Origin of the sequence: Lysobacter alkalisoli (genome assembly GCF_006547045.1) — a bacterium.
In the GTDB taxonomy this organism is placed as follows: domain Bacteria; phylum Pseudomonadota; class Gammaproteobacteria; order Xanthomonadales; family Xanthomonadaceae; genus Marilutibacter; species Marilutibacter alkalisoli.
This window is the reverse complement of the sequence record NZ_CP041242.1, coordinates 1,384,142-1,406,736: the sequence shown is the minus strand read 5'-3', so window position 1 is coordinate 1,406,736 and position 22,595 is coordinate 1,384,142. Positions and strand designations below refer to the sequence as shown.

Annotated in this window: 17 protein-coding genes and 1 pseudogene; 6 read left to right on the top strand and 12 right to left on the bottom strand. The window is 67.6% G+C overall.

Annotated features, from left to right (window positions below; all coding sequences use genetic code 11):
- Positions 1-87 precede the first annotated feature (87 nt).
- Genes arsH through FKV23_RS06170 form a run of 4 tightly spaced genes read right to left on the bottom strand, consistent with a single transcriptional unit; the run spans position 88 to position 3,455 of the window.
- On the bottom strand, positions 88-840 hold the full coding sequence (arsH, locus tag FKV23_RS06185; protein WP_407067651.1) for an arsenical resistance protein ArsH: 753 nt from the start codon (positions 838-840) through the stop codon (positions 88-90).
- Positions 840-2,075: an organoarsenical effux MFS transporter ArsJ gene (arsJ, locus tag FKV23_RS06180; protein ID WP_141623069.1), complete on the bottom strand. Its 1,236-nt coding sequence runs from the start codon at positions 2,073-2,075 to the stop codon at positions 840-842. Before arsJ ends, arsH begins: the two co-directional genes overlap by 1 nt.
- Positions 2,075-3,091, bottom strand: a complete 1,017-nt coding sequence (locus FKV23_RS06175) for an ArsJ-associated glyceraldehyde-3-phosphate dehydrogenase (protein ID WP_141623068.1) — start codon at positions 3,089-3,091, stop codon at positions 2,075-2,077. The genes arsJ and FKV23_RS06175 overlap by 1 nt, the downstream gene beginning before the upstream one ends.
- Before the next feature lie 46 nt (positions 3,092-3,137).
- Positions 3,138-3,455: an ArsR/SmtB family transcription factor gene (locus tag FKV23_RS06170; RefSeq protein ID WP_141625077.1), complete on the bottom strand. Its 318-nt coding sequence runs from the start codon at positions 3,453-3,455 to the stop codon at positions 3,138-3,140.
- Between the two features lie 153 nt (positions 3,456-3,608).
- On the opposite strand from FKV23_RS06170, the gene FKV23_RS06165 reads away from it, so the two are divergent.
- From FKV23_RS06165 to mutS, 3 genes and pseudogenes are all read left to right on the top strand, one after another.
- On the top strand, positions 3,609-5,786 hold the full coding sequence (locus FKV23_RS06165) for a TonB-dependent siderophore receptor (protein ID WP_407067650.1): 2,178 nt from the start codon (positions 3,609-3,611) through the stop codon (positions 5,784-5,786).
- Between the two features lie 8 nt (positions 5,787-5,794).
- The gene (locus FKV23_RS06160; RefSeq protein ID WP_141623067.1) at positions 5,795-7,063 is read left to right on the top strand and encodes a PepSY-associated TM helix domain-containing protein; all 1,269 of its coding nucleotides are present in this window, start codon (positions 5,795-5,797) and stop codon (positions 7,061-7,063) included.
- Positions 7,064-7,181: 118 nt separating this feature from the next.
- Positions 7,182-9,826 (top strand): annotated as a pseudogene (gene mutS, locus FKV23_RS06155) (DNA mismatch repair protein MutS).
- Between the two features lie 22 nt (positions 9,827-9,848).
- Here mutS and FKV23_RS06150 read toward each other — a convergent pair.
- Positions 9,849-10,478 carry a glutathione S-transferase family protein gene (locus tag FKV23_RS06150; RefSeq protein ID WP_141623066.1) on the bottom strand — a complete coding sequence of 210 codons (630 nt, stop codon included), beginning with the start codon at positions 10,476-10,478 and terminating at the stop codon, positions 9,849-9,851.
- A 390-nt stretch (positions 10,479-10,868) separates the two neighbouring features.
- Between FKV23_RS06150 and katG the strand changes: the two genes are divergently transcribed.
- Complete coding sequence (katG, locus tag FKV23_RS06145) at positions 10,869-13,121, top strand: catalase/peroxidase HPI (RefSeq protein WP_141623065.1); 2,253 nt, start codon at positions 10,869-10,871, stop codon at positions 13,119-13,121.
- Positions 13,122-13,230: 109 nt separating this feature from the next.
- Here katG and FKV23_RS06140 read toward each other — a convergent pair whose 3' ends face one another.
- Positions 13,231-14,424, bottom strand: coding sequence for a trans-sulfuration enzyme family protein (locus FKV23_RS06140; RefSeq protein ID WP_141623064.1), 1,194 nt, complete (start codon positions 14,422-14,424; stop codon positions 13,231-13,233).
- A gap of 94 nt (positions 14,425-14,518) precedes the next feature.
- Between FKV23_RS06140 and FKV23_RS06135 the strand changes: the two genes are divergently transcribed.
- Positions 14,519-14,986, top strand: coding sequence for an Lrp/AsnC family transcriptional regulator (locus FKV23_RS06135; RefSeq protein WP_141623063.1), 468 nt, complete (start codon positions 14,519-14,521; stop codon positions 14,984-14,986).
- Positions 14,987-15,134: 148 nt separating this feature from the next.
- On the opposite strand, the gene FKV23_RS06130 is transcribed toward FKV23_RS06135, so the two are convergent.
- The 5 genes from FKV23_RS06130 to creB all read right to left on the bottom strand — a co-directional run bounded on the left by FKV23_RS06130 (position 15,135) and on the right by creB (position 20,492).
- A complete protein-coding gene (locus FKV23_RS06130; protein WP_141625075.1) occupies positions 15,135-16,037 on the bottom strand; it encodes a carbon-nitrogen hydrolase family protein in 903 nt (300 codons plus the stop codon).
- Between the two features lie 17 nt (positions 16,038-16,054).
- Positions 16,055-16,660 carry a GNAT family N-acetyltransferase gene (locus FKV23_RS06125; RefSeq protein ID WP_141623062.1) on the bottom strand — a complete coding sequence of 202 codons (606 nt, stop codon included), beginning with the start codon at positions 16,658-16,660 and terminating at the stop codon, positions 16,055-16,057.
- 121 nt (positions 16,661-16,781) lie between these two features.
- A complete protein-coding gene (creD, locus tag FKV23_RS06120; protein WP_141623061.1) occupies positions 16,782-18,149 on the bottom strand; it encodes a cell envelope integrity protein CreD in 1,368 nt (455 codons plus the stop codon).
- Between the two features lie 159 nt (positions 18,150-18,308).
- The gene (gene creC, locus FKV23_RS06115) at positions 18,309-19,757 is read right to left on the bottom strand and encodes a two-component system sensor histidine kinase CreC (RefSeq protein WP_141623060.1); all 1,449 of its coding nucleotides are present in this window, start codon (positions 19,755-19,757) and stop codon (positions 18,309-18,311) included.
- Between the two features lie 12 nt (positions 19,758-19,769).
- Positions 19,770-20,492 carry a two-component system response regulator CreB gene (gene creB / locus FKV23_RS06110; RefSeq protein WP_407067669.1) on the bottom strand — a complete coding sequence of 241 codons (723 nt, stop codon included), beginning with the start codon at positions 20,490-20,492 and terminating at the stop codon, positions 19,770-19,772.
- A 263-nt stretch (positions 20,493-20,755) separates the two neighbouring features.
- Here creB and FKV23_RS06105 point away from each other — a divergent pair, with 263 nt between their 5' ends.
- Positions 20,756-21,613 carry a 23S rRNA (adenine(2030)-N(6))-methyltransferase RlmJ gene (locus tag FKV23_RS06105; protein WP_141623058.1) on the top strand — a complete coding sequence of 286 codons (858 nt, stop codon included), beginning with the start codon at positions 20,756-20,758 and terminating at the stop codon, positions 21,611-21,613.
- Positions 21,614-21,646: 33 nt separating this feature from the next.
- Here FKV23_RS06105 and FKV23_RS06100 read toward each other — a convergent pair whose 3' ends face one another.
- Positions 21,647-22,561 carry a cation diffusion facilitator family transporter gene (locus FKV23_RS06100; protein WP_141623057.1) on the bottom strand — a complete coding sequence of 305 codons (915 nt, stop codon included), beginning with the start codon at positions 22,559-22,561 and terminating at the stop codon, positions 21,647-21,649.
- Positions 22,562-22,595: the final 34 nt, after the last annotated feature.

Sequence of the window (22,595 nt, the reverse complement as noted above, 5' to 3'; positions counted from 1 at the left end):
GGACGGCCCCGCAGGAGCGGCGCGAGCCGCGATCGGGCTTTCATGGGAAAGCCTCGTCGCGGCTCGCGCCGCTCCTGCGGATGCACATCAGCCCTTGGTGCCCACCTCGGCCAGCGCGGCAGTCGCCTGCAACTTGGCAGCCGCTTCCCTTCGTTCCGAATAGCGGTCGGTCAGCACCTGCGTGTGCGGACGCAGCAACAGGGTGAACCGCACCAGTTCCTCCATCACGTCGACAATGCGGTCGTAGTACGACGACGGCTTCATCCGTCCGCCCTCGTCGAACTCCTGCCAGGCCTTGGCGACACTGGACTGGTTGGGGATGGTGAACATCCGCATCCAGCGGCCGAGCAGGCGCAGCGAATTGACCGCGTTGAACGACTGCGAGCCACCGGACACCTGCATCACCGCCAGGGCCCTTCCCTGGGTCGGGCGCACGCCGCCCATCGACAGCGGCAGGTGGTCGATCTGCGCCTTCATCACGCCGGTGATCTGGCCGTGGCGCTCGGGTGAGCACCACACCTGCCCTTCCGACCACATCGAAAGTTCGCGCAGCTCGCGCACGGCAGGGTGGTCGTCGCCGGCCACCTGGTCGGGCAACGGCAGGTCGCGCGGATCGAAGATGCGCGTCTCGGCGCCGAACAATTGCAGCAGCCGTGCCGCTTCCTCCACCGCCAACCGTGAGTACGAGCGTTCTCGCAGCGAGCCGTACAGCAGCAGAATTCGCGGTGGATGGCCGTCGATCGCTGACGGCTGCACGTGCTCGCGGCAGAGTGCGGGCAGCACGTCGGGGTCACGCAGTTCGCGCAGGCGCGCGATGGCCGGGGCCTGCATCAGGGTCATCAGGTTTCTCCTTTAAATTCGTGTGCAGGCAACAGCAGCGCCACCCCCGCGGCCACCGCGACGAACGCCGCCGACACCCACAAACAGGCGACCAGCCCGCTCGCCTGGTAGACCCAGCCCGACAGCACCGTGCCGACCAGCCGGCCCATCGCGTTGGCCATGTAGTAGAAGCCGACGTCGAGCGAGACACCGTCTTCGCGCGCATAGCTGACGATCAGGTAGCTGTGCAGTGCCGAATTGGCCGCGAACAGCACGCCGAACATGCCCAGCCCGGCCAGCAGCACCGTCTGCGCGGATACACCATCGCCGGGCTGCCCTGTTGCGAGCTGCCACGCCATCAGCGCCGGCACCAGCGAAAGCACCGCCGCCCACGCGAACGCGGCGACGCGCCCCGGCGGATGCCCGTCGCGTCCGCGCACGAAGCGTGGCGCCGAAGCCTGCACGATGCCGTAGCCGATGATCCACGCGGCCAGGAACGCACCGGCCTGCCAGTCGTCCCAACCCAGCGTCGCGACCAGGAACACCGGCAGCGCGACCACGAACCAGACATCGCGTGCACCGAACAGGAACAGCCGCGCCGCCGACAGCACGTTGACCGGGCGACTCTTGGAAAACAGGTGGCTGAACTTCGGCCGGGCCTTCGCCTTGCCGAGATCGCGGCGCAACCAGACCAGGCTGCCCAGCCACACCAAGGCCAGCATCGCCGCCATCGCCAGCACCGCGCCGCGGAAGCCGAGCGCGGCCAGCAACACGCCGCCGAGGAAGAAGCCGACGCCCTTGAGTGCGTTCTTTGAACCGGTCAGCGCCGCCACCCAGCGGTACAGCGCGCCACCCGCGTCCGGCACCAGCAGCTTGATGCTGCTCTTGGCGCTCATCTTGTTGAGGTCCTTGGCGATGCCCGACAGCGCCTGCGCCGCCATCACCCAGGGCACGGACAGCCAGACCGTCGGTATCGCCAGCATCGACAGGGCAACGACCTGCATCGCCAGGCCGATGTTCATGGTCCGGTTGAGGCCGATGCGCGCGCCGAGCCAGCCGCCGACCAGATTGGTGACGACGCCGAACACCTCGTAGAACAGGAACAGCAGCGCGATCTGCAGCGCGCCGTAGCCGAGCTGGTGGAAGTGCAGGACCACCAGCATGCGCAGCGCGCCGTCGGTCAGGGTGAACGCCCAGTAATTGCCGGTGATCAGCGCGTACTGGCGCAGCGCGGCCTTGTGGTCCGCCGCGTCCATCAGCTCGCCGAACCCACCTTGAGGGCGAGCTCCGCGGTGCGGCTCACGTAGCCCCATTCGTTGTCGTACCAGGCGTAGATCTTGACCTGGGTGCCGTGGATGACGCGGGTGGACAGCGCATCGACGATGCTAGAGCGCGGATCGCTGCGGTAGTCGATAGACACCAGCGGGCGAGTTTCGTAGCCGAGGATGCCGGCCAGCGGCGTCGACTTCGAAGCCGCCTCCAGCAGGCCGTTGACCTCCTCCACCGTGGTCGCGCGCTCGACCTCGAACACGCAGTCGGTCAGCGAGGCATTGGTCAACGGCACGCGCACGGCGATGCCGTCGAGGCGCCCGCGCAGTTCGGGGAAGATTTCGGCAATGGCGGTGGCCGAGCCGGTGGAGGTCGGGATCAGGCTGCTGCCACAGGCACGGGCACGACGCGGGTCCTTGTGGGCGGCGTCGACGATGACCTGGGTGTTGGTCAGCGAGTGGATGGTGGTGATGCTGCCATGGAGGATGCCGAGGCCTTCATGGATCACCTTGACCACTGGCGCGAGGCAGTTGGTCGTGCAGGAAGCGGCGGTAACGATGCGGTGCGTGGCGGGGTCGAACAGGTGGTCGTTGACGCCGACCACGGTGTCGAGCACGCCGGCTTCCTTGACCGGCGCGGTGACCACGACGCGCGGCACGCCCTGGTCGAGGTAGGGCTGCAGCACCGATTTCCTGCGGAATTTTCCGCTGGCCTCGATCACGACATCGCAGCCGGACCAGTCGGTGTCGGCGATGGCGGTGTTTCGGGTGACCGGGATCCGGCGGTCGCCGATCAGCAGGTCGTCGCCGTCGTGGCGGGCTTCATGCGTCCAGCGGCCGTGGATGGAGTCGAAGTTGAGCAGGTGCGCGAGGGTGGCGGCATCGCCGCTGGGGTCGTTGATGCGGACGAACTCCAGCTCCGCGAGGTCATCGCGCTGCAGCGCCGCGCGCAGGGTCAGGCGGCCCATGCGGCCGAATCCGTTGATGCCGGTCTTGATGGTCATTGGGGTCTGCTCGCTTGTGCGGGGAATTTCGATGGCAAGGAGCTGCTCACTTGCATGCTGCCTTCGGCACGCATTCGACCGTTCCCCCGCAGCAGTTGCGCGTAAGGAACTCGATCAGCGCGTTCATCGTGTCGAACCTGGCGCGGTAGCAGATGCAGCGGCCGCGTTGTTCGCCACTGATCAGGCCGGCTGCGCCCAGCTCTTTGAGATGGAAGGACAAAGTCGCGCCAGGCAACGACAGGGCCTCGGCGATGTCGCCGGCCATCCGCCCTTCCGGGCCAGCCTCGACGAGCAGTCGGAACACTGACAATCGGGTGGACTGTCCGAGCGCGGACAATGCCAGGGTCGCGTCATTTATTTCCATATATCCAGAATAATCGAATGTTAGTGACATCAACAAGCCCCACGGGTCGTCCATCCGGGGTAAGGCACACATGTTGAAATCCGGCGCTGGGGTTGATGAGAATCTTTCTCATGAGAGAATGATTCTTATTTAACAACTCGGGGAATCGAAACCATGCCCATCGGGCCCATCCGGGCCGGTGCCATCCGCACCGCCCGCCGCCACGCCATCGCACTTGCCATGACCCTGTCCCTGCCCGGCCTTGCCGCCGCCCAGCAGGCCGATGCCGCAGGCGACCGGACGGACCCGTCGGTGACCGATCTCGACAGCGTGCAGGTCGTCGGCCGGGCCCAGAGTCTGTACAAGGTCGACGATTCCACCACCGCAACCCGCACCCAGACGCCACTGGAATGGGTGCCACAGGCAGTGCAGGTGCTGCCGCGGCAACTGATCGACGACCAGGCCGCGCACCAGGTCACCGACCTGTACCGCAGCATCAGCGGCATCAGCTTCTTCAGCTACGCCGGCGTCACCTTGCGCGGGTTCCGCCAGGAGAACGTGCTTTACGACGGCCTGCGCGGCGACCCTTATGCCGGCTTCTCGGTGCCGCAGCTGTTCGACATCGAGCGCATCGAGGTACTGAAGGGGCCGGCGGGCGCTCTGTATGGCGGTGGCGACCCGGGCGGGGTGATCAACTACATCACCCGCAAGCCCCGCCGCACGCCCGGGACCAGCATCGAACTGCAGGCCGGCAACTACGACTTCCTCGCCGGCTCGTTCCAGTCCACCGGGCCGGTGGCCGGCAGCGAGCGCCTGTTCTACCGCGTCGGCGTCTACGGCGAGACGGCCGAGCCGTTCCGCTGGAACACCGACAACGAAGTGCGCATGGGCGACGCCGCGCTTTCGCTCGACGTCGGCAGCACCGGCACGCTCACTTTCAAGGTCACCGACATCGAGCAGGACCAGGCTGGCAACCGCCTGCGCGGCGTGCCGGTGACAGACAACGGTCTTTTCCTGACCGATCGCCGCTGGAACCACAACGAGGCGAGTGACTTCCTCGACATGGACGCGCGGATCGCGCTGGCGATCTATACCGCCTCGCCGACCGCCGCGCTCGACATCGACGCCGCGGTGCGCTGGTTCTACAACGACGAGCGCCAGCAGTATCACGAGCCTTGGGGGCTGATCGACCGCGACGGCGACGGCACCGAGGAGTGGATGACCCGGCAGTTCCGTGACCAGGCCCGCCATGTCGAGGGGCTGGCCGCCAACTTCAACGGCGTCTGGCGGACCCAGGTCGGCGGGCTCGGCCATACCGTTTTGTTCGGCGTTGACGGCTACCGCGAGGACAACGACTTCTTCGGCCGCACGGCCCACAGCCTGGATGTGATCGCGGGCGGCACCGTGCCGGGCGTGGACCTGTTCGATCCCGAGTACGGCCTGGCCTCGATCGCCGACTACGACTTCACCCCCTGGCGCAGCACCCGCGTGCGCGGCACCCGCTACGGGATCTATCTGCAGGACCAGATCGAACTCGGACCGCGCTGGCAACTGCTGGCCGGGTTGCGCTGGGACGGATTCGAGGACGAAGACCGCGCGAACGGCGGCCGCGTCGACGGCGACGACCTCGGCTGGCGCCTGGGCACGGTGTGGGCGCTGACCGGCGAGGTCCACGCCTATGCCAACGTCGCCAGCGGATTCAAGCCGCAGAGCGCGGGTAACCAGGGCACGGCCGTCGGCGGCCCGTTCGATCCCGAGCACAGCCGGCAGCAGGAGATCGGCCTCAAGACCGCGTTCGCCGACGGCCGCGTGACCCTGAACTCGGCGCTGTACCGGATCGAACGCAGCAATGTGCTGCAGGCGACCGGGGAGACGGTGGACGGGGTCAACCAGCTCGCCCCGCTCGGCCTGGTCCGCAGCGACGGCCTGGAGCTCGACCTGCTCGCCGACCTGACCACGCACTGGGTACTCAACGCGTCCTACGCCTACAACGACGCGCGGGTGATCGACGCCGGCGTCAGCGGCATCACCAACTCGGTCGGCGACCGCTTCGCCAACGCGCCGCGCAACACCTTCGGCCTGTGGACGCGCTACGAGCTTCCGGCGCTGCGCTCGGCGATCGGCTTCGGCGCCGATTACGTCGACGAACGGCTCAGCCTCAGCGGCCAACGGGTCAAGCCCTACACCATCTACGACCTGAGCTGGCAGACCGAGTGGAACGGCTGGCACTTCCAGGCCAACATCAAGAACCTGTTCGACAAGGTCTATGCCGCCAGCGGCTTCATCGACCGCACCGGCCACTTCCCGGGCGAGCCGCGCCGGTTCTACCTGCAGGCGCGCTACAGGTTCTGAGCGCACGCATGGGCCAGCCGATGCCAGCCTCCAACGACGCCACGCGCAAGCCGCGTGGCCGCCGGCTGTGGTTCGACCTGCACAGCTGGGTCGGGCTCAAGCTGTGCGTGCTGATGGCCTTCGTCTGCCTCACCGGCACCTTGGCAGTGCTCGCGCACGAGATCGACTGGCTGCTGCATCCACCGATGCGGGTTGAGCCCGCGCCCACGCACGCGAGCTGGGGCGCGGTGCTGGCCGCCGCACGTACCGCCCATCCGGACTGGCGGATCGACTTTGCTGAAGCGCCGGAAGGCCCGCGCTTCGCCGCGAGGGTTCGCGTCACGACGCCGGATGGGCAGCGCCGTTTCGTCTGGGTGGACCCGTACCGCGGCACGGTCACCGGCGACACCGCCTTTTTCAACGTCCACCGCTTTCTGCGCAACACCCATCGCCATTTGATGCTGCCGTTGTACATCGGCCTGCCGCTGGTGGCGGCACTGTCGATCCCGCTCGCGATCAGCCTGCTCAGCAGCCTCTACATCTACCGTCACTGGTGGCGCGGGTTCTTCGTCCGCCCGCGTGGCGATCGCCCGCGCCGCTGGTGGGGCGACATCCACCGCCTGGCCGGGGTCTGGAGCCTGGGCTTCGTCGCCCTGATCGCACTGACCGGCACCTGGTACCTGGTCGAAGCCCTGGGTGGCGGGGCCCGGCTGCCGTCGCTGCCCGAACCCGAGCGCCTCGCGATAGCTGAAACGCCCATCGATGCCAGCCCCGCCGCCATCGACCGCGCCGTTGCCGAGGCACGCAGGCGCTGGCCGGCGTTCGAGATCCGCCAGGTCTTCCCGTGGAGTGCCGACGGCCTGTTGCTGCTGCGCGGACAGGCCGAGGCCGTGCTGGTGCGGCCGCGCGCCAACGTGATCGCGTTCGATGCCACCGACGGCCACTGGCTCGGCCACAACGAGGCCCGCGACATGGGCGTGCACCAGCGCATCGCCGAGATGGCCGATCCATTGCATTTCGGCAACTTCGGCGGATTGCCGGTCAAGCTGGTCTGGTTCGCATTCGGCGCCCTGCTGACCACGCTGAGCCTGACCGGCGCCTATCTCTATGGACTGCGGGCGGCCGATGCGCTGCGCTCGGCCCGTCGTCGGGACCCCGCGGCGGCGGAACATGCCGGCCCGCCGCGCCCGTGGCCGCTGGCCTGGCGAGGCATGATGCGCTGGCGCTGGCTCGCAACCGGCCTGTTGCTGGCATGCGCCGTGGCATGGTCGATGGCGGGATCGACGGGCGCGACCTGATGCGCTTGCGCGACGGATCCGGAAACTCCCGCACTGCCGGTCCAGGCTGGTCGGTCGCGCCGCCCGTCCGCGACCACCCGTTACAATCGACGGCCGCGCCGGGTCCCCTGCCCGCGCCATGACACTTCCAGCGAGCCCGATGTCCAAGAGCGCCGACAAGACGCCCGAACACACTCCCCTGATGAAGCAGTTCTTCGCCGCCAAGGCGGAGCATCCGGACGTGCTGCTGTTCTTCCGGATGGGCGACTTCTATGAGCTGTTCTACGACGATGCGCGCAAGGCCGCACGGCTGCTCGACATCACCCTGACCCAGCGTGGCAGTTCCGGCGGGGCGCCGATCCCGATGGCCGGGGTGCCGCACCATTCGGCCGAGGGCTACCTCGCGCGGCTGGTCGCGCTGGGCGAGTCGGTGGCGATCTGCGAGCAGATCGGCGATCCGGCCGCGAGCAAGGGTCTGGTCGAGCGCAAGGTGGTGCGGATCATCACCCCGGGCACGGTCACCGACGAGGCGCTGCTCAACGAGCGTCGCGACACCTTGCTGCTGGCGATCTCGCGGATGAGGAATGGCTACGGTCTGGCCTGGGCCGACCTCGCCGCCGGGCGCTTCATGGTCAACGAGGTCGCCAGCGAGGACGCACTGGAAGCCGAACTCGCACGGCTGGAACCGGCCGAGACCCTCATCGCCGACGAGGACGGCTGGCCGGACTTCGTGCTCGAGCGTGGCGGCCTGCGCCGGCGCGCACCGTGGCTGTTCGATGCCGACAGCGGCCGCCGGCAGTTGCTGAAGTTCTTCAACCTGCATGACCTTTCGGGATTCGGCATCGACGACAACCCGCTGTCGATCGCCGCCGCCGCCGCCCTGCTCGGCTATGTCGAGGAAACCCAGAAGCAGCGCCTGCCGCACCTGAGCTCGATTGCGGTCGAGTCCGGCGATGGCGCGATCGCGATGAATGCCGCGACCCGCCGCCATCTCGAACTCGACACCCGCGTCGACGGCGACACCCGCAACACCCTGCTCGGCGTGCTCGACAGCACGGTCACACCGATGGGCGGGCGCCTGCTGCGGCGCTGGCTGCACCGTCCGCTGCGCGATCGCGACACCCTGCGTCTGCGCCACCAGGCAGTGGAGACGCTGATCGAGTCGCGGGCCGGCGACGATCTGCGCGAATCGTTCCGCGCGCTCGGCGACCTCGAACGCATCCTGTCGCGTATCGCCCTGCGCAGCGCGCGCCCGCGCGACCTGTCGACGCTGCGCGACGGGCTCGGCCTGATCCCGGGTGTACGCACCCTGCTCGGCCCGCTCGACGCGCCGCGCCTGGCCGAGCTGGTCGGCGAACTCGGCGAGCACGACGAACACGCCCACCTGCTCGCCTCCGCCATCGTCGAGCAGCCACCGGTGCTGGCGCGCGACGGTGGCGTATTCGCCGAGGGCTACGACACCGAACTCGACGAGCTGCGACGGCTGTCGGAAAACGCCGACCAGTTCCTGATCGACCTGGAAATCCGCGAGCGCGAGACCAGCGGCATCCCGACCCTCAAGGTCGGCTACAACCGCGTGCACGGCTATTACATCGAGATCAGCAAGGCGCAGGCCGGCAAGGCACCGACCCACTACACCCGCCGGCAGACCCTGACCAATGCCGAGCGCTACATCACCGAGGAACTCAAGCAGTTCGAGGACAAGGTGCTGTCGGCGCGCGAACGTGCACTGGCCCGCGAGCGCCTGTTGTACGAGCAACTGCTCGACATGCTCAACGAGCGCCTGCCCGAGTTGAAGACCTGCGCCGCCGCGCTGGCCGAGCTCGACGTGCTCGCCGGCCTGGCCGAGCGCGCGCAGGCGCTGGACTGGGCACGACCGGAACTGACCGACGCGCCGAAGCTGCACATCGAACGCGGCCGCCACCCGGTGGTCGAGGCGGTGCGCGACGATCCGTTCGAGCCCAACGACCTGGTCCTGGGGATGCAAGCGAAGACGCCGACGGCGGCAACGGCCGCCGCATGCTGGTCATCACCGGCCCTAACATGGGCGGCAAGAGCACCTACATGCGCCAGAACGCGCTGATCGTGCTGCTCGCCCACATCGGCAGCTTCGTACCGGCGTCGCGCGCGGTGATCGGGCCGATCGACCGCATCCTGACCCGAATCGGCGCCGGCGACGACCTGGCCAAGGGCCAGTCGACTTTCATGGTCGAGATGAGCGAGACCAGTTACATCCTCCACCACGCGACCGAGCAGTCGCTGGTGCTGATGGATGAGATCGGCCGCGGCACCTCGACCTACGACGGCCTTGCCCTGGCCGAAGCCTGCGCGCGCCATCTCGCCGAGAAGAACCGCGCCTGGACGCTGTTCGCGACGCACTATTTCGAATTGACCGCACTCGCCGGGCCGGGCAGCGGCATCGCCAACGTGCACCTGGACGCGGTCGAGCACCACGACAAGGTCCTCGGCGACCGGCTGGTGTTCATGCACGCGGTCAAGGACGGTCCGGCCAACCGCAGCTTCGGCCTGCAGGTCGCTGCACTGGCCGGTCTGCCGAAGGCGGTGGTGCAACAAGCCAAGGGCCGGCTGGCTGAGCTCGAACAGCGCGGCCACGACACGCCGGCCGCGCCCCCCCTGCTCCCCGAAACACTCGAAGCCCCGCGCCAGGCGAGCCTGTTCGGGGCGCCGTCGGCGGCGATGGAGGCGCTGGCCGGACTCGACCCGGACGAGCTGACCCCGAAACAGGCTCTCGAAGCCCTGTACCGGCTCAAGTCACTGCAGTAGAAGGCAGCCGAAGGGGCGGCGTTCAGCCACCACCCGGAACCGGATGCTCCTGCGCCAACGCCTCGTCGATGGCATTGGCGCGCAACGCTGCCGGCCGCTGCCTGTGCAGTTCGACGAAACGAACGAAGGCCGGACGAGCTTCCAGCATCTCGAATTGCAGGTACCAGCCGATGTAGGCCGACACCAGCAGGTCGGCGGCGGTGAAGTGGTCGCCGACCAGGTGGTCGTTGTCGCCAATGGCGGATTCCAGGGTCGCGATCACGTCGGCCTCGGTCCCGTAGCCGGCCTGGGCCGGTTCGGCCAGCTTGCCCGTGGACTTGGCGATCATCAGCTGTTCCAGCGGTCCCATGAAGCTGATCCAGCGGTAGTAGCTGCCGCGCTCCTTCGAACCCGGCGCCGGCGCCAGTTGCTTGTCCGGCACCAGGTCGGCCAGGTACAGGCAGATCGCCGCATTCTCGGTAATCACGGTATCGCCGTGCTTCAGCGCCGGCACCTTGCCCATCGGGTTGATCTCCCGGTACTCCGGCGCCTTCATCGTGGTGCCGTAGTCGAGCACCACGGTTTCGTAGGGCAGTCCGGTTTCCTCCAGCATCCAGCGGGCAACCCGACCGCGGGACATCGGGTGGGTATGGAAGATCAACTTGTCTTTCATGGCGCGACTCCGTTCAAGGGAACCCGCAGTCTGCACCGGGGCTGCTGCCATCGGTTGTCAGCAATCAACAGGAGATTGCCACCCATCTCGAACTCCCCGCCGCATGAACGATTTCGTCATCGATCGCGGCGCAGGATGGTCGGCGCCCTTCTGTATCCCTGCTTGCATTCCCGGAAAAGGGTGCTCTACACACCGCTTTCACGCAGATAGCCACGCGCTATTGGTTCGCTAGGAACATTCAATTTCAGAAATCAACAGGCCGGGCGTACGGTAATGGCACGGCTTCAACAACTTCCAGCCGCTCCTGCAAAGACAGCCATTCCATCAACTCGATGCCCGCGATCCCGGAGCTGGACGAATGCGGGCACGAACAGCCAGAGGAGAGCACAGATGTCATCCGAAGCAACGTGCCCGTTCAAGCACGCCGCCGGCGAGGGTACTTCGAACAGGTACTGGTGGCCGAACCAGTTGCGGGTCGACCTCCTGCGCCAGCACTCCTCCAGGTCCGATCCGCTGGGCGAGGACTTCAATTACGCCGAAGCGTTCAAGAGCCTCGACTACGACGCGTTGAAAAAGGACCTCCACGCACTGATGACCGATTCTCAGGACTGGTGGCCGGCCGACTTCGGCCACTACGGCGGTTTGATGATCCGCATGGCGTGGCACAGCGCCGGCACTTACCGGGTCGGCGACGGCCGCGGCGGTGGAGGCCGGGGCCAGCAGCGGTTCGCCCCGCTCAATTCCTGGCCGGACAATGTCAGCCTCGACAAGGCGCGTCGCCTGCTCTGGCCGATCAAGCAGAAATATGGCCAGAAGATCTCCTGGGCCGACCTGATGATCCTCGCCGGCAACGTCGCACTGGAATCGATGGGCTTCAAGACCCTCGGCTTCGGCGGCGGCCGCGAGGACACCTGGGAACCGGACCAGGACGTGTACTGGGGTCGCGAGACCACCTGGCTGGGCGGTGACGTCCGTTACGCTCACGGCTCGCCGGGCGTCGTGGAAGGCGAGGACGAAGCCGTTCTCGTCTCCGACGACGACGCCGATGGCGACATCCACAGCCGCAATCTCGAGAACCCGCTCGCGGCCGTGCAGATGGGCCTGATCTACGTGAACCCCGAAGGCCCGGACGGTAATCCCGATCCGATCGCCGCCGCCAAGGACATCCGCGACACCTTCGGCCGCATGGCGATGGATGACGAGGAGACCGTCGCCCTGATCGCCGGCGGCCACAGCTTCGGCAAGACCCACGGCGCCGGCCCGGCCGACAATGTCGGCGCCGAACCCGAGGCAGGCGGCCTTGAGGAACAGGGCCTCGGCTGGGCCAACGCGTTCGGCAGCGGCAAAGGCGCCGATACCATCACCAGTGGCCTGGAAGTGACCTGGTCGCGGACGCCGACGCAATGGGGCAACAGCTTCTTCGAGATCCTTTTCGGCCACGAATGGGAGCTGTCGAAGAGCCCCGCCGGCGCGCACCAGTGGGTGGCGAAAGACGCCGAGCCGACGATCCCGCACGCATACGACAAGTCGAAGAAGCTCGTGCCGACGATGCTCACCACCGACCTGTCGCTGCGCCTGGACCCGGGCTTCGAGAAGATCTCGCGGCGCTTCCTGGAGAACCCGGACCAGTTCGCGGATGCGTTCGCCCGCGCCTGGTTCAAGCTGACCCACCGCGACATGGGACCGCGCGCCCGCTACCTTGGCCCGGAAGTACCGGACGAGGAGTTCACCTGGCAGGATCCGGTCCCGGCCGTCGACCACCCGCTGGCCGACGACAAGGACATCGCCACGCTCAAGGCCAAGGTGCTGGATTCGGGCCTGTCGGTGGCCGAGCTGGTCTCGACTGCCTGGGCCTCTGCCTCGACCTTCCGCGGCGGCGACAAGCGCGGCGGTGCCAACGGCGCCCGCATCCGCCTCGATCCGCAGAAGGACTGGGAAGTCAACAATCCGGCCCAGCTCGCCAAGGTGCTCAAGACGCTGGAAGGCATCCAGGCCGACTACAACAAGTCGGGGGCCGGTGGCAGGAAGGTCTCGTTGGCCGACCTGATCGTGCTGGCCGGTTGCGCCGGTGTCGAGCAGGCGGCGAAGAATGCCGGCTTCGACGTGACCGTGCCGTTCTCGCCGGGACGCAGCGACGCTTCGCAGGAGCAGACCGACGTCGACTCGATCAACATGCTCGAGCCGCTCGCGGACGGCTTCCGCAACTACATCAGGGCAAAGCTGCCGATCCCGGCCGAGGCGATGCTGATCGACAAGGCGCAACTGCTGACCCTGACCGCGCCCGAGATGACCGTCCTGGTCGGTGGCATGCGCGTGATCGGCACCAACTTCGACGGCAGCCGGCATGGCGTGCTCACCTCCAGTCCGGGTGCACTGTCCAACGACTTTTTCGTCAACTTGCTCGACATGGCCATTGAGTGGAAGCCGGTATCGAAGGCCGCGGATCTGTTCGAAGGACACGACCGGAAATCGGGCAAGAAGAAGTGGACCGGCACCCGCGTGGACCTGGTCTTTGGTTCGAACTCGGAGCTGCGTGCACTGGCCGAGGTCTACGCCAGTTCCGATGCCGGGCAGAAGTTCGTCGACGACTTCGTCGCGGCCTGGAACAAGGTGATGAACCTCGATCGCTTCGACCTGGCCTGACCTCCCGGACCTGCATGAAACCGGCGGGCGACCGCCGGCCAGCTGATCATCCGACCCCGCAGCAATACCGCGGGGTCGTTTTTCTCCCGGTCGCTCGGCCCCGTGCGGCTCAGGCTGCCTTCTGGCAGCCGTCGGCGGCGGCACGATCGAGCGCCTGCGCCAGGTCCGCCCACAGGTCTTCGACGTGCTCGATGCCCACCGACAGGCGCAGCAGACCTTCGGTAATCCCATTGGCGGTCTTGTCCGCTGCACTGACCACCCGATGAGTCAATCCCGAGGGGTGCTGGATCAGGGTGTCTACCGACCCCAGGCTCACCGCCGGCGTCATCAACGCGACCGAACGCATCACCATCGCCGCGGCACGATGGCCGCCGACCATCTCGAAGGCCATGAGCGCGCCCGGACCACGCATCTGTGTTTCCGCCAGCGCGGCGTTGCGCACGGTTCCGAGCCCCGGGTAGAACACGCGCGCGACCTGCGGATGTGCGGCCAGACGCGCGGCGATCTCCCGGGCATTGGCCTGTGCGCGCTCGACCCGCAGCGCCAGCGTCGGCAAGCCGCGGTGCAGCAGGTAGGCCGCCAGCGGATGCAACAGGCCGCCGGTCGCCGCCCGCACCGTGCGCAGCGGTTGGGCCAGCGGCTCTTCACAACACACGACACCGGCAATCACGTCACCGTGACCGCCCAGGAACTTGGTTGCACTGTGCAGTACGTAGCGCGCACCCAGTGCAGCCGGGTTCTGCAGCACCGGCGTGGCGAAGGTCGAATCGACCAGCACCGGCACCGCGCCGGCGGCCGCAACGACCGCACGGATGTCGACCAGGTCGAGGGTCGGGTTGGCCGGCGTTTCGATGATGACCAGGGCGGTATCGGGACGCAGGCGCGCGGCAATCTCGTCCGCATCGACGAACTCGGCCTCGATCCCGCACAGGCCGCTTGCCAGAAGGTGGTCGGAAGTGCCGTACAGCGGCCGCACCACCAGCACGTGTCCGCCGTGCGCGCGGCGCGCCATCAGCACCGCGGTCAGCGCCGCCATGCCGGAGCCGAACGCGACGCAGGCCTCGGTACCCTCGAGCCGGGCGAGCGCCGACTCGGTGCGGGCCACGGTCGGGTTGTGCAGGCGCGCGTAGATCGGATTCGCGGCGCTCGCCTGCCCGGCCACCAACGCATCGAAACTGGCCGTCCCCTGGTCGAGGTCCGCGACCGGGTAGGTCGTCGACAGGTCGATCGGCGGGGCGTGGACGCCGGCCTCGCGGAAGTCGTCGCGGCCAGCGTGGACAAGTGCGGTCTCGAAGCGATTCATGGCAATCCTCTGTCGACTCAGAGGCAAACTCTAGAAGAACATGCGACTGATAGAATCAGTTCCGAACATTATTCGATCAAACAGGAAATCGACGATGCTTGACCGAATCGACTTCGAGCTGCTGCGGCTGCTGCGGAAGAATGCGCGGCTGCCCAACAAGACTCTGGCCGAGAAGGCCGGCATCGCGCCGTCGACCGCACTCGAGCGGGTCCGGCGCCTGCATGAATCGCGCGCCATCCAGGGCTATCACGCCGAAGTCGCTCCACCGGCCATCGGCATCGGCCTGCAGGCGATGGTCGCGGTGCGGCTCGCACGCCATTCACGCGCACTGGTCGACAGCTTCCACCGGCACCTGCTGGGGCTGAAGGAGGTGCTGGCGTTCTACCACCTGGCCGGCGCGGACGACTTCCTTGTCCACGTGGGCGTGCGTGACAGCCACCACCTTCGCGAATTCGCGCTCACCGCCTTCACCGAGCGCGAGGAAGTCGCGCACATCCAGACCCAGCTGATCTTCGATTTCCGACGCAACACCGAGCTGCCGGTCTACCGCGACCCCGATTGAGTGGATGTTGCCCCTGTCATCATCGCCCCTGGTACAGGGCGCCGAGGCATTGTGCGGTTCGCTGTTCGGCAAACGCTGACCCGGCCGGCATAGCCGGCGCAGGCCCCGGCCCCGCTCAGCATTGAGCCGATTGCGGCTCGTGCCGCTTCTACGGGTCGAACTTCGCGCGGGCGATGGCCGGTGCAAGCTGGCCGGGCCAGTCGCGGTCGTTGGCCACCTGGGCGCGTTCGCGACTGGCCTCCAGCGCGGCGAAGTCCAGTTCGGCCACCGCCCAGCGCTCTTCGCCCCGGGTCATCGCGAGCACGCCGTCGTCCGGCAGGCCGGCATCCATCGGCGCGTACACCGCCGCCTCGCCGGTATTGGCGTCCAGCGCCGGACTCCACGGCGCCTCGCCGGCCGTGACCGCCTGGGCGACGAAGCAGCGATTCTCCAGCGCGCGGGCCAGGCAGCCGACCCGGACCCGGGTCGCGCCGGCATCGGTATCGGTGCAGCTCGGCACCACCAGCAGTTGCATGCCGGCCTCGCGCTGTGCGCGTACCGGCAACGGGAACTCGCAGTCGTAGCAGACCGCGGTGCCGGTGCGCACGCCATCGATTTCATACACGCCCAGCGCATCGCCCGGCTCGATCACCCCCGCCCCGCCCTGACCGGCTTTTTTCTCGAAGCAGGTCAGCTGCAACTTGTCCTGCCAGCCGTGGCGGCCATCCGGGGCGAAGCGATAGCTGCGGTTGCGATAGCCGCCGCGTCCGTTCGCAAGCAGGAAACTGCCGGCGACGATGTGCATGTCCAGTTCGCTCGCCAGTCGCGAGAACAGCGCCATCCATGGTTCGTGCAAGGCCTGGATGGCCTCCAGCGAAGTCTGCAGGTCGGCATGAATGGCCGGCGGGAACGCCGCTGCCAGTTCAAGCGACAGGTATTCGGGCAACACGGCCAGCCGCGCGCCGAGCTTCTGCGCCTCACCGAGCCAGTCGGCCTGCTTGCGGGCGAAGGCGTCGAAACCGAAACCCGATGGTCGCGGCTCGATCCGGTATCTGGCCACCGCGACCCGCAAGGGCCCGCCCGGCTTGCTCAAAGCACCCGCTCCAGCGGCCGCAGCCAGTAGCGCAGCACGTGGCCGACTTCGCCTACCCCGGGTTCGCGCCACGGCAGTTCCACCGACAGCCGCGGGTGCGGGCTGTAACCGCGCCGGCGCCAGAACGCGCCGAGTTCGCGATGGAATGGGGGGCGCCTGGGATCGTCGTCGCTGCGCTCGACCGCGCAGAATCCGGTCCAGGCAAACCCGCCCAGCGAACGCGCATGGGCCTCGCGCGCCTCGAAGAAGCGGTGGCCGAAGCCGCGCCCGCGATACCGCGGCAACAGCACCGACTCACCGCAGTAGAACACCTCGACCGGATCGATCGAAGCCTCGGCGAACGGTGCGCGGAAAGCCGCGTCCGCATCCATCAGCGGCAGGCCGGTCGAGGCACCGACCACTTCGTCTCCGTCGACCGCCAGTACGACGACGCTGAACGGCGAGTCGAGATAGACGCTGAGGTAATCGGCTTCGTAGGCGGCGTCGCCATCGTAGAGGTAGGGCCAACTACGGAAGACCTCGGTGCGCAGGGACGCGAGGTCATCGATGTAGGGGGTGATCGCCGTGCCGGAGACCACGCGGATGCCGGGGGATGCATGCATGTCCATGGCGGAATTCTAGAAGCTATCGCGGGCCGCGGAGGACCTTCCGTGCCGCCGGATCGACCGTTGTCGCGGCAGGCGGCCCTTCCCTGGGCCCTGTACCGTCCATGCGAACCGGTCCTCAGGCGCGCGGAGCGGGCCGCCCCGCCAGCTGGTACCAGTCGACCTTGCGGGTCACGGTCATCAGCGCCGCCAGAATCACGAACAGCAGGCCGGAGCCGAGCACCAGTGCGTTGTCTTCCGACACCAGCAGGCCGTACAGCGCCGCGTACAACAGGCCCAGCATCGCCGCGAAACCCAGTCCGCGCAGTACGCTGCGCAGCACCGCGCTGAGGTAGAAACCGATCAAGCCGAGACAGGCGACACTGGCGGTGAGGTATGCCCAGCCGAAGGCGATGTGCTCGCTGAGGCTGACCAGCAACAGGAAGAAGATCGACAACGCAAGCCCGACCAGGCCGTACTGGATCGGATGAACCGGAAGCTGCCTGACCAGCTCGAAGATGAAGAAGCCGACGAAGGTGATCAGCACGAACAACAGGCCGTACTTGGTCGCACGGTCGGCCTTCGAGTAAACGTTGACCGGATCGACCAGCGAGACCTTGACCGCATCCAGCGGACCGGAATGCTCAAAGTAGCGCAGGGCGCTGGCGTCGTCCAGCCCGGTCATCGGCAACCGGTCGCCACCCAGATACTGCCGTTGTGCATTGGTCGCCACCGAGGCCACCTGCCAGTTCGCATTGAAGCCGTTGCTGTCGATATCGCGGTTGCGCGGCAGGAAACTGCCGCTGAAGCGGGGATGCTGCCAGCTCGAATCGATGGCGAAGTCGTTGTGCTTGCCCAGCGGCACCAGCGACAGCGACTCGGTGCCGCCAAGGGTGAAGTCGAGCCGGGTATCGAGCACCAGCTCCTCGCCAGGCAAAGGGGCCGGCAGGCGGACATGCACGCCGGCTCCGCTTGCATGGCCCAGCCCGTCCGCAATCTCGCGCGGCTCGCCGTTCAACTGCATCCGTGGCGGTGCCAGCAGGCCACGCACGTCGGCGATCCCGTAGCTCAGCCAGGCCTGGCCGATCCGCCGGTTGCGGGCGCCGGTTTCATCGACCGGAATCACGGCCTTGAATTCCGCCTTCGCGGTCGCCTCCCATTCGTACACCCGGACTTCGTGCAGGCCGAGCCTGCGTGTGTCGGGCTGCAGTTGTCCGCGCACATCGAGGTTTTCCGGGAAGAACACCCATTGATGGCTCTGTTCGCGCTCGACCTGCCGCGGCTTGCCGTCGGCATCGTTCTCTTCGACCAGTACGTTTTCGGTGTACGGCACCACCAGCACCGGCCCCGAGAACGCCTGCGCGCCGGCATAGCTGCGGGCGACCTCGCGCACGGCGTCGGCACGGTAGGCCTGCCGCTCGCTGATCACGCCACGGATCATCAGCAGTGGTATCAGGATGGCCAGGGTCATCCCGATCACCACCAGTATCTTCACCCAGAGTCGCATCACCCTCTCCTGTCGGTTGTAGTGGCGACAGGATCGGGGGGCGATGCGGGGGGAGGATGGGGTTGTTGTGTAGCGAGTGTGAAGTCGGGTGGCTTTCGATCTGCCGGGAACAGTTGGAACGGGGTCTCCACCCCGGGAGAAATCGAAAAGAGATGGACCTCAGACCGGCAGCCTGAGACTGGCGACGGCGCCGCCGTCTTCGCGATTGGCGAGTGTGGCGCGGCCGAGGTGCAGGGCCGCCACCTCGGCGACGAAACTCAGGCCCAGCCCGCTGCTGCGGCTGCCGCCGTCCGGTCGGGCCAGCGAGTAGAAGCGCTCGAACACGCGGTCGAGCGCGTAGCCGGGGATGCCGGGACCACGGTCACGGACCTCGATGCGGACACCCTCGCCATCGCGCTTGGCTGCGACTTCAACCTCAGTGCCGCGCGGTGCGAAGTCAGCGGCGTTCTCGATCAGGTTGACCACCGCCTGCCTCAGCAGGAAGGCATCACCCCGCACGGCCGGCAGCGATGGCTCGACTTCCATCCGGCAGGTCACGCCGGCCCGTTCCAGGCATGGTCGGGCCATTTCGACGGCTTCCGCGAGCAGATCGTCGAGTGCCAACGACTGCGGATCCTCCAGATGCTGGCGATGTTCCACCGCCGCCAGTGCCAGCAGCTTGTCGATCATCTGCGCCAGTCGTTCGCTCTGGCGACGGATGTTGGCGGCAAACCGGGCGCGGTCGGCGTCTGCCATCGGCGGAGCGTCATCTGCACTGCCATCTTCGAGCAGTTCGGCGCTGCCACGGATCGCGGCCAGTGGGCTCTTCATTTCGTGGGTCAGCGTGTGCACGTACTGCTCGACGTACTGCTTGCCCTCCAGCCGCGTGCGCATGGTTTCCAGCGCCTCGCCAAGCGCCCTGAACTCGCCGCTCGCCCGCGGCGGGGTGGCGCGCTCGCCGGCGGTCACCGCGCGCGCGTAGCGTTGCAGGCCCTGCACCTGCCGCGACAGCCACCACGCGGCGACCACGCCCACGCCCAACGCCACCCCCATCAGCAGCAGGCCCCAGCGCCGCACCACCGACTGGCTGCGGGCAATGAACGGCGCGATGGTGCGATTGGGCTTGGCCACCGTCAGCGAGCCGACGATGTGGCCGTCCGCATCGTGTATCGGCGCGGCGACGTGCATGACGGTCGAATCCGGGTCATGGGGATTTTCCGGACTGGAGCGGGCACCGTAGCGACCGCGCAGGGTCAGGTAGACATCGTTCCAGCGCGAATAGTCCTTGCCGAGGTCGCGTCCGCTGCTGTCGAAGACGACGATGCCCTGCGCATCGGTGACATAGACGCGGTACTGCGCGGTGCGCTTGCCGAATCCCCATATCTCGGCACCGAGGTCGCGACTGCCCAGGGCGCGGATGCGGTCGGCAAAGCGGCCGTCATCGATACGGCCGGCGAGGAAGTCATCGGCAGCCAGCTCGGCCAGCACGTTGGCGCTGTCGACCAGGGAGTCCTCCATCGCCTGTCGCACACCGGGCTTGACCTCGGCCAGGAACACCCGTGTCAGCAGCAGCGCGGCCAGGGCCACGATCAGGAAGTAACCGAGGAAGATGCGCAGGCCGATCTTCATTGCAGCGCCCGCTCAGACCGCGCCGGCATCGCCGCCGCCATCGATGTCGATGGAATAGCCCAGCCCGCGGTGGGTACGGATGGGGTCGGTATCGGGCCGCACCTCGCGCAGCTTGCCACGCACGGTCTTGACGTGGGTATCGACGGTGCGATCGCCGCTTTCCAGCGCGTCGCCCCAGACCCGGTCCATCAGCTGTGCCCGCGACAGCACCGCACCCGGCCGCTGCAGCAGCGCAGCAAGCAGGCCGTACTCGTAGCGGGTCAGGTCCAGCAAGCGGCCGTGGTAGCGGATGCGGCGGCCTTCGGCATCGTGCTCGAACCCGCCCGACGTCGCCACCGGTCCGGCCTGGCGTTGGCCGCGCCGCAGCACCACCCGTACCCGCGCCACCAGCTCGCGCGGCGAGAATGGTTTGGTGACGTAATCGTCGGCGCCGAGTTCGAGGCCGAGGATGCGGTCGATCTCGCCATCCTGCGCGGTCAGGAAGATCACCGGCAGGTCGCGCTGCCGGCGCAGCGTACGGCACAGGTCCAGCCCGCTCATGTCCGGCAGGCCGATGTCGAGGATCGCCAGCTCGTGCTGCCCGCCTGCCGCCAGCCGCTCCGCGTCACCGCCGGTCAGGCAGTGATCGACCGTGAATCCCGCCGCTTCCAGTGCGTACTGCACGGTGGCGGCGATATCGGTTTCGTCTTCTACGAGCAGGATGCGCATGGGAAAGCAGGAGCGGGAACGGGAAATGGGGAATGGGGAATGATGGATTGCCGTCATCCCCAGAGCGCAGCGAGGAATCCGCTTTTCCATGATGTATCAAGATGCAGGCGGGCATCGCTTTGCAGGACCGTCCGCGGCATGGATGCCGCGGTCGAGCCCCCATGGATGGGTTTACGGCGTGTCCTGCAAAGCGATGCCCGCCTGCATCACCCGCGAACCATCAAAGCGGATTCCTCGCTGCGCCCGGGGTGACAGGATACGCTGTCCGATTCCCGCCCCTGCCCCGATCAATGAACTATCGCCACGCCTTCCACGCCGGCAACCATGCCGATGTCCTCAAGCATGTCGCGCTGCTGGCGATCTGCGACGCGCTGACCGCCAAGCCGGCGCCGGTGTTCGTGCTCGACAGCCATGCCGGGCGCGGGCTGTACCGGCTCGACGATGACGCTGCCCGCCGCACCGGCGAGGCCGCGGGCGGGATCGGTCGCCTGATCGAGCTCGGCCGCCAGTGCCCGCCGCTGGAGCGCTACCTGCGGGCGGTCCAGGCCTGCCGGATGGCGCATGGTTCGCACGCCTACCCGGGCTCGCCGTGGCTGCTGGCGCACGCGTTGCGCGAACAGGACCGGATCGCGGCCTGTGAACTGCAAGCGGAGGAAGCCGCCGCGCTCCGGCAGACCTTCGCTGGCGATCACCGCGTGGCCGTGCATGCCCGCGACGGCTACGCAGCACTCAAGGCCCTGCTGCCGCCGAGGATCGGCGACACCCGCTTCGGCCGCGGGCTGGTCCTGATCGACCCACCCTACGAAGCGCAGCTGGAGGAGTTCGATCATGCCCTGGCGGCACTGCGATCGGCGCTGGAACGCTGGCCGCAGGCGACCTACGCCCTGTGGTATCCGATCAAGCGACGGCGCTCGCTGCAGCCGTTCCTGCGCCGGGCGACCAACCTGCCGGCGAGATCGACATTCGTCGCCGAGCTGATGGTCCACCCGGACGACTCGCCGCTGCGCATGAACGGCAGCGGCATGCTGCTGCTCAATCCGCCCTGGCGACTGGATATCGCATTGAAGACCACCCTGCCGGCGCTGGTCGCGGCCCTGGGCGAGCCGGGTGCCTCCTGGCGCCTGGACTGGCTGAAGGCCGCCGCCTGATCGCAGCGCCGGACCCGGGACCGGTGAGCCACGTCATGGGTCGGTGGCCAGGTCCGGCTCGAAGAAGCTCCAGCGTACGTCCGGGAAGGCCTGCTTCATCGCCTGCTCGACGGCATCGATCCGTCCTGCCAGCACCGGCATGTCCCCGCCCCCGCGCATCTGCGCCTGCACCGCCACCATCATTTCATCGCCCAGTTGCAGGGTGATCAGGTTGATCACCCGCTCGACCTCCGGACGCGCCTCGAGGAACGCCAGGATCTGCCGCTGGCGTTCAGGATCGGCACTCTGTCCGATCAGCATCGCCTTGACCTCGACCGCCACCAGCACCGCGATCACGATCAGCAGCACGCCGATGCCGATCGTGCCGATCGCATCCCAGGCCGGGTTGCCGGTGGCCACCGCCAGCACCACCGCTGCGAGCGCGAACGCCAGCCCCAGCAGCGCCGCCAGATCCTCGCCGAAGATCACCACCAGCTCACTCTGGCGGCTTTCGCGGAACCAGCGCCACAGGCTGCGGTCGCCGCGGACCTTGTTGACCTCCTGCAGGCAGGCGCGCATCGAGACCGCCTCGAGCACGATGCCGAACGCCAGTACGCCGACCGCCCACCCCCACTGCCTGATCGGCTCGGGATGCTGCAGTTTGTGGATGCCCTCGTACAGAGAAAACATCCCGCCCACGGTGAACAGCATCACCGCTACCAGGAACGACCAGAAATAGACCGCCTTGCCATGACCGAGGGGATGCTCGGTCGAAGCCGGGCGCCTGGACCGCTTCATCCCCAGCAGCAGCAGGCCCTGGTTTCCGCAGTCGGCCAGCGAATGGACGGTCTCGGCCAGCATCGCGCCGGAGCCGGTGAAGAACGCCGCCACCCCCTTGGCGCAGGCGATCGCGAAATTGGCCCCGAGGGCGAACAGGATCGCGCGGGTCGAGTCACTGCCGGCAGCCATCGCATCATTACCGTTGAAACAAGGCGCGCGAGTA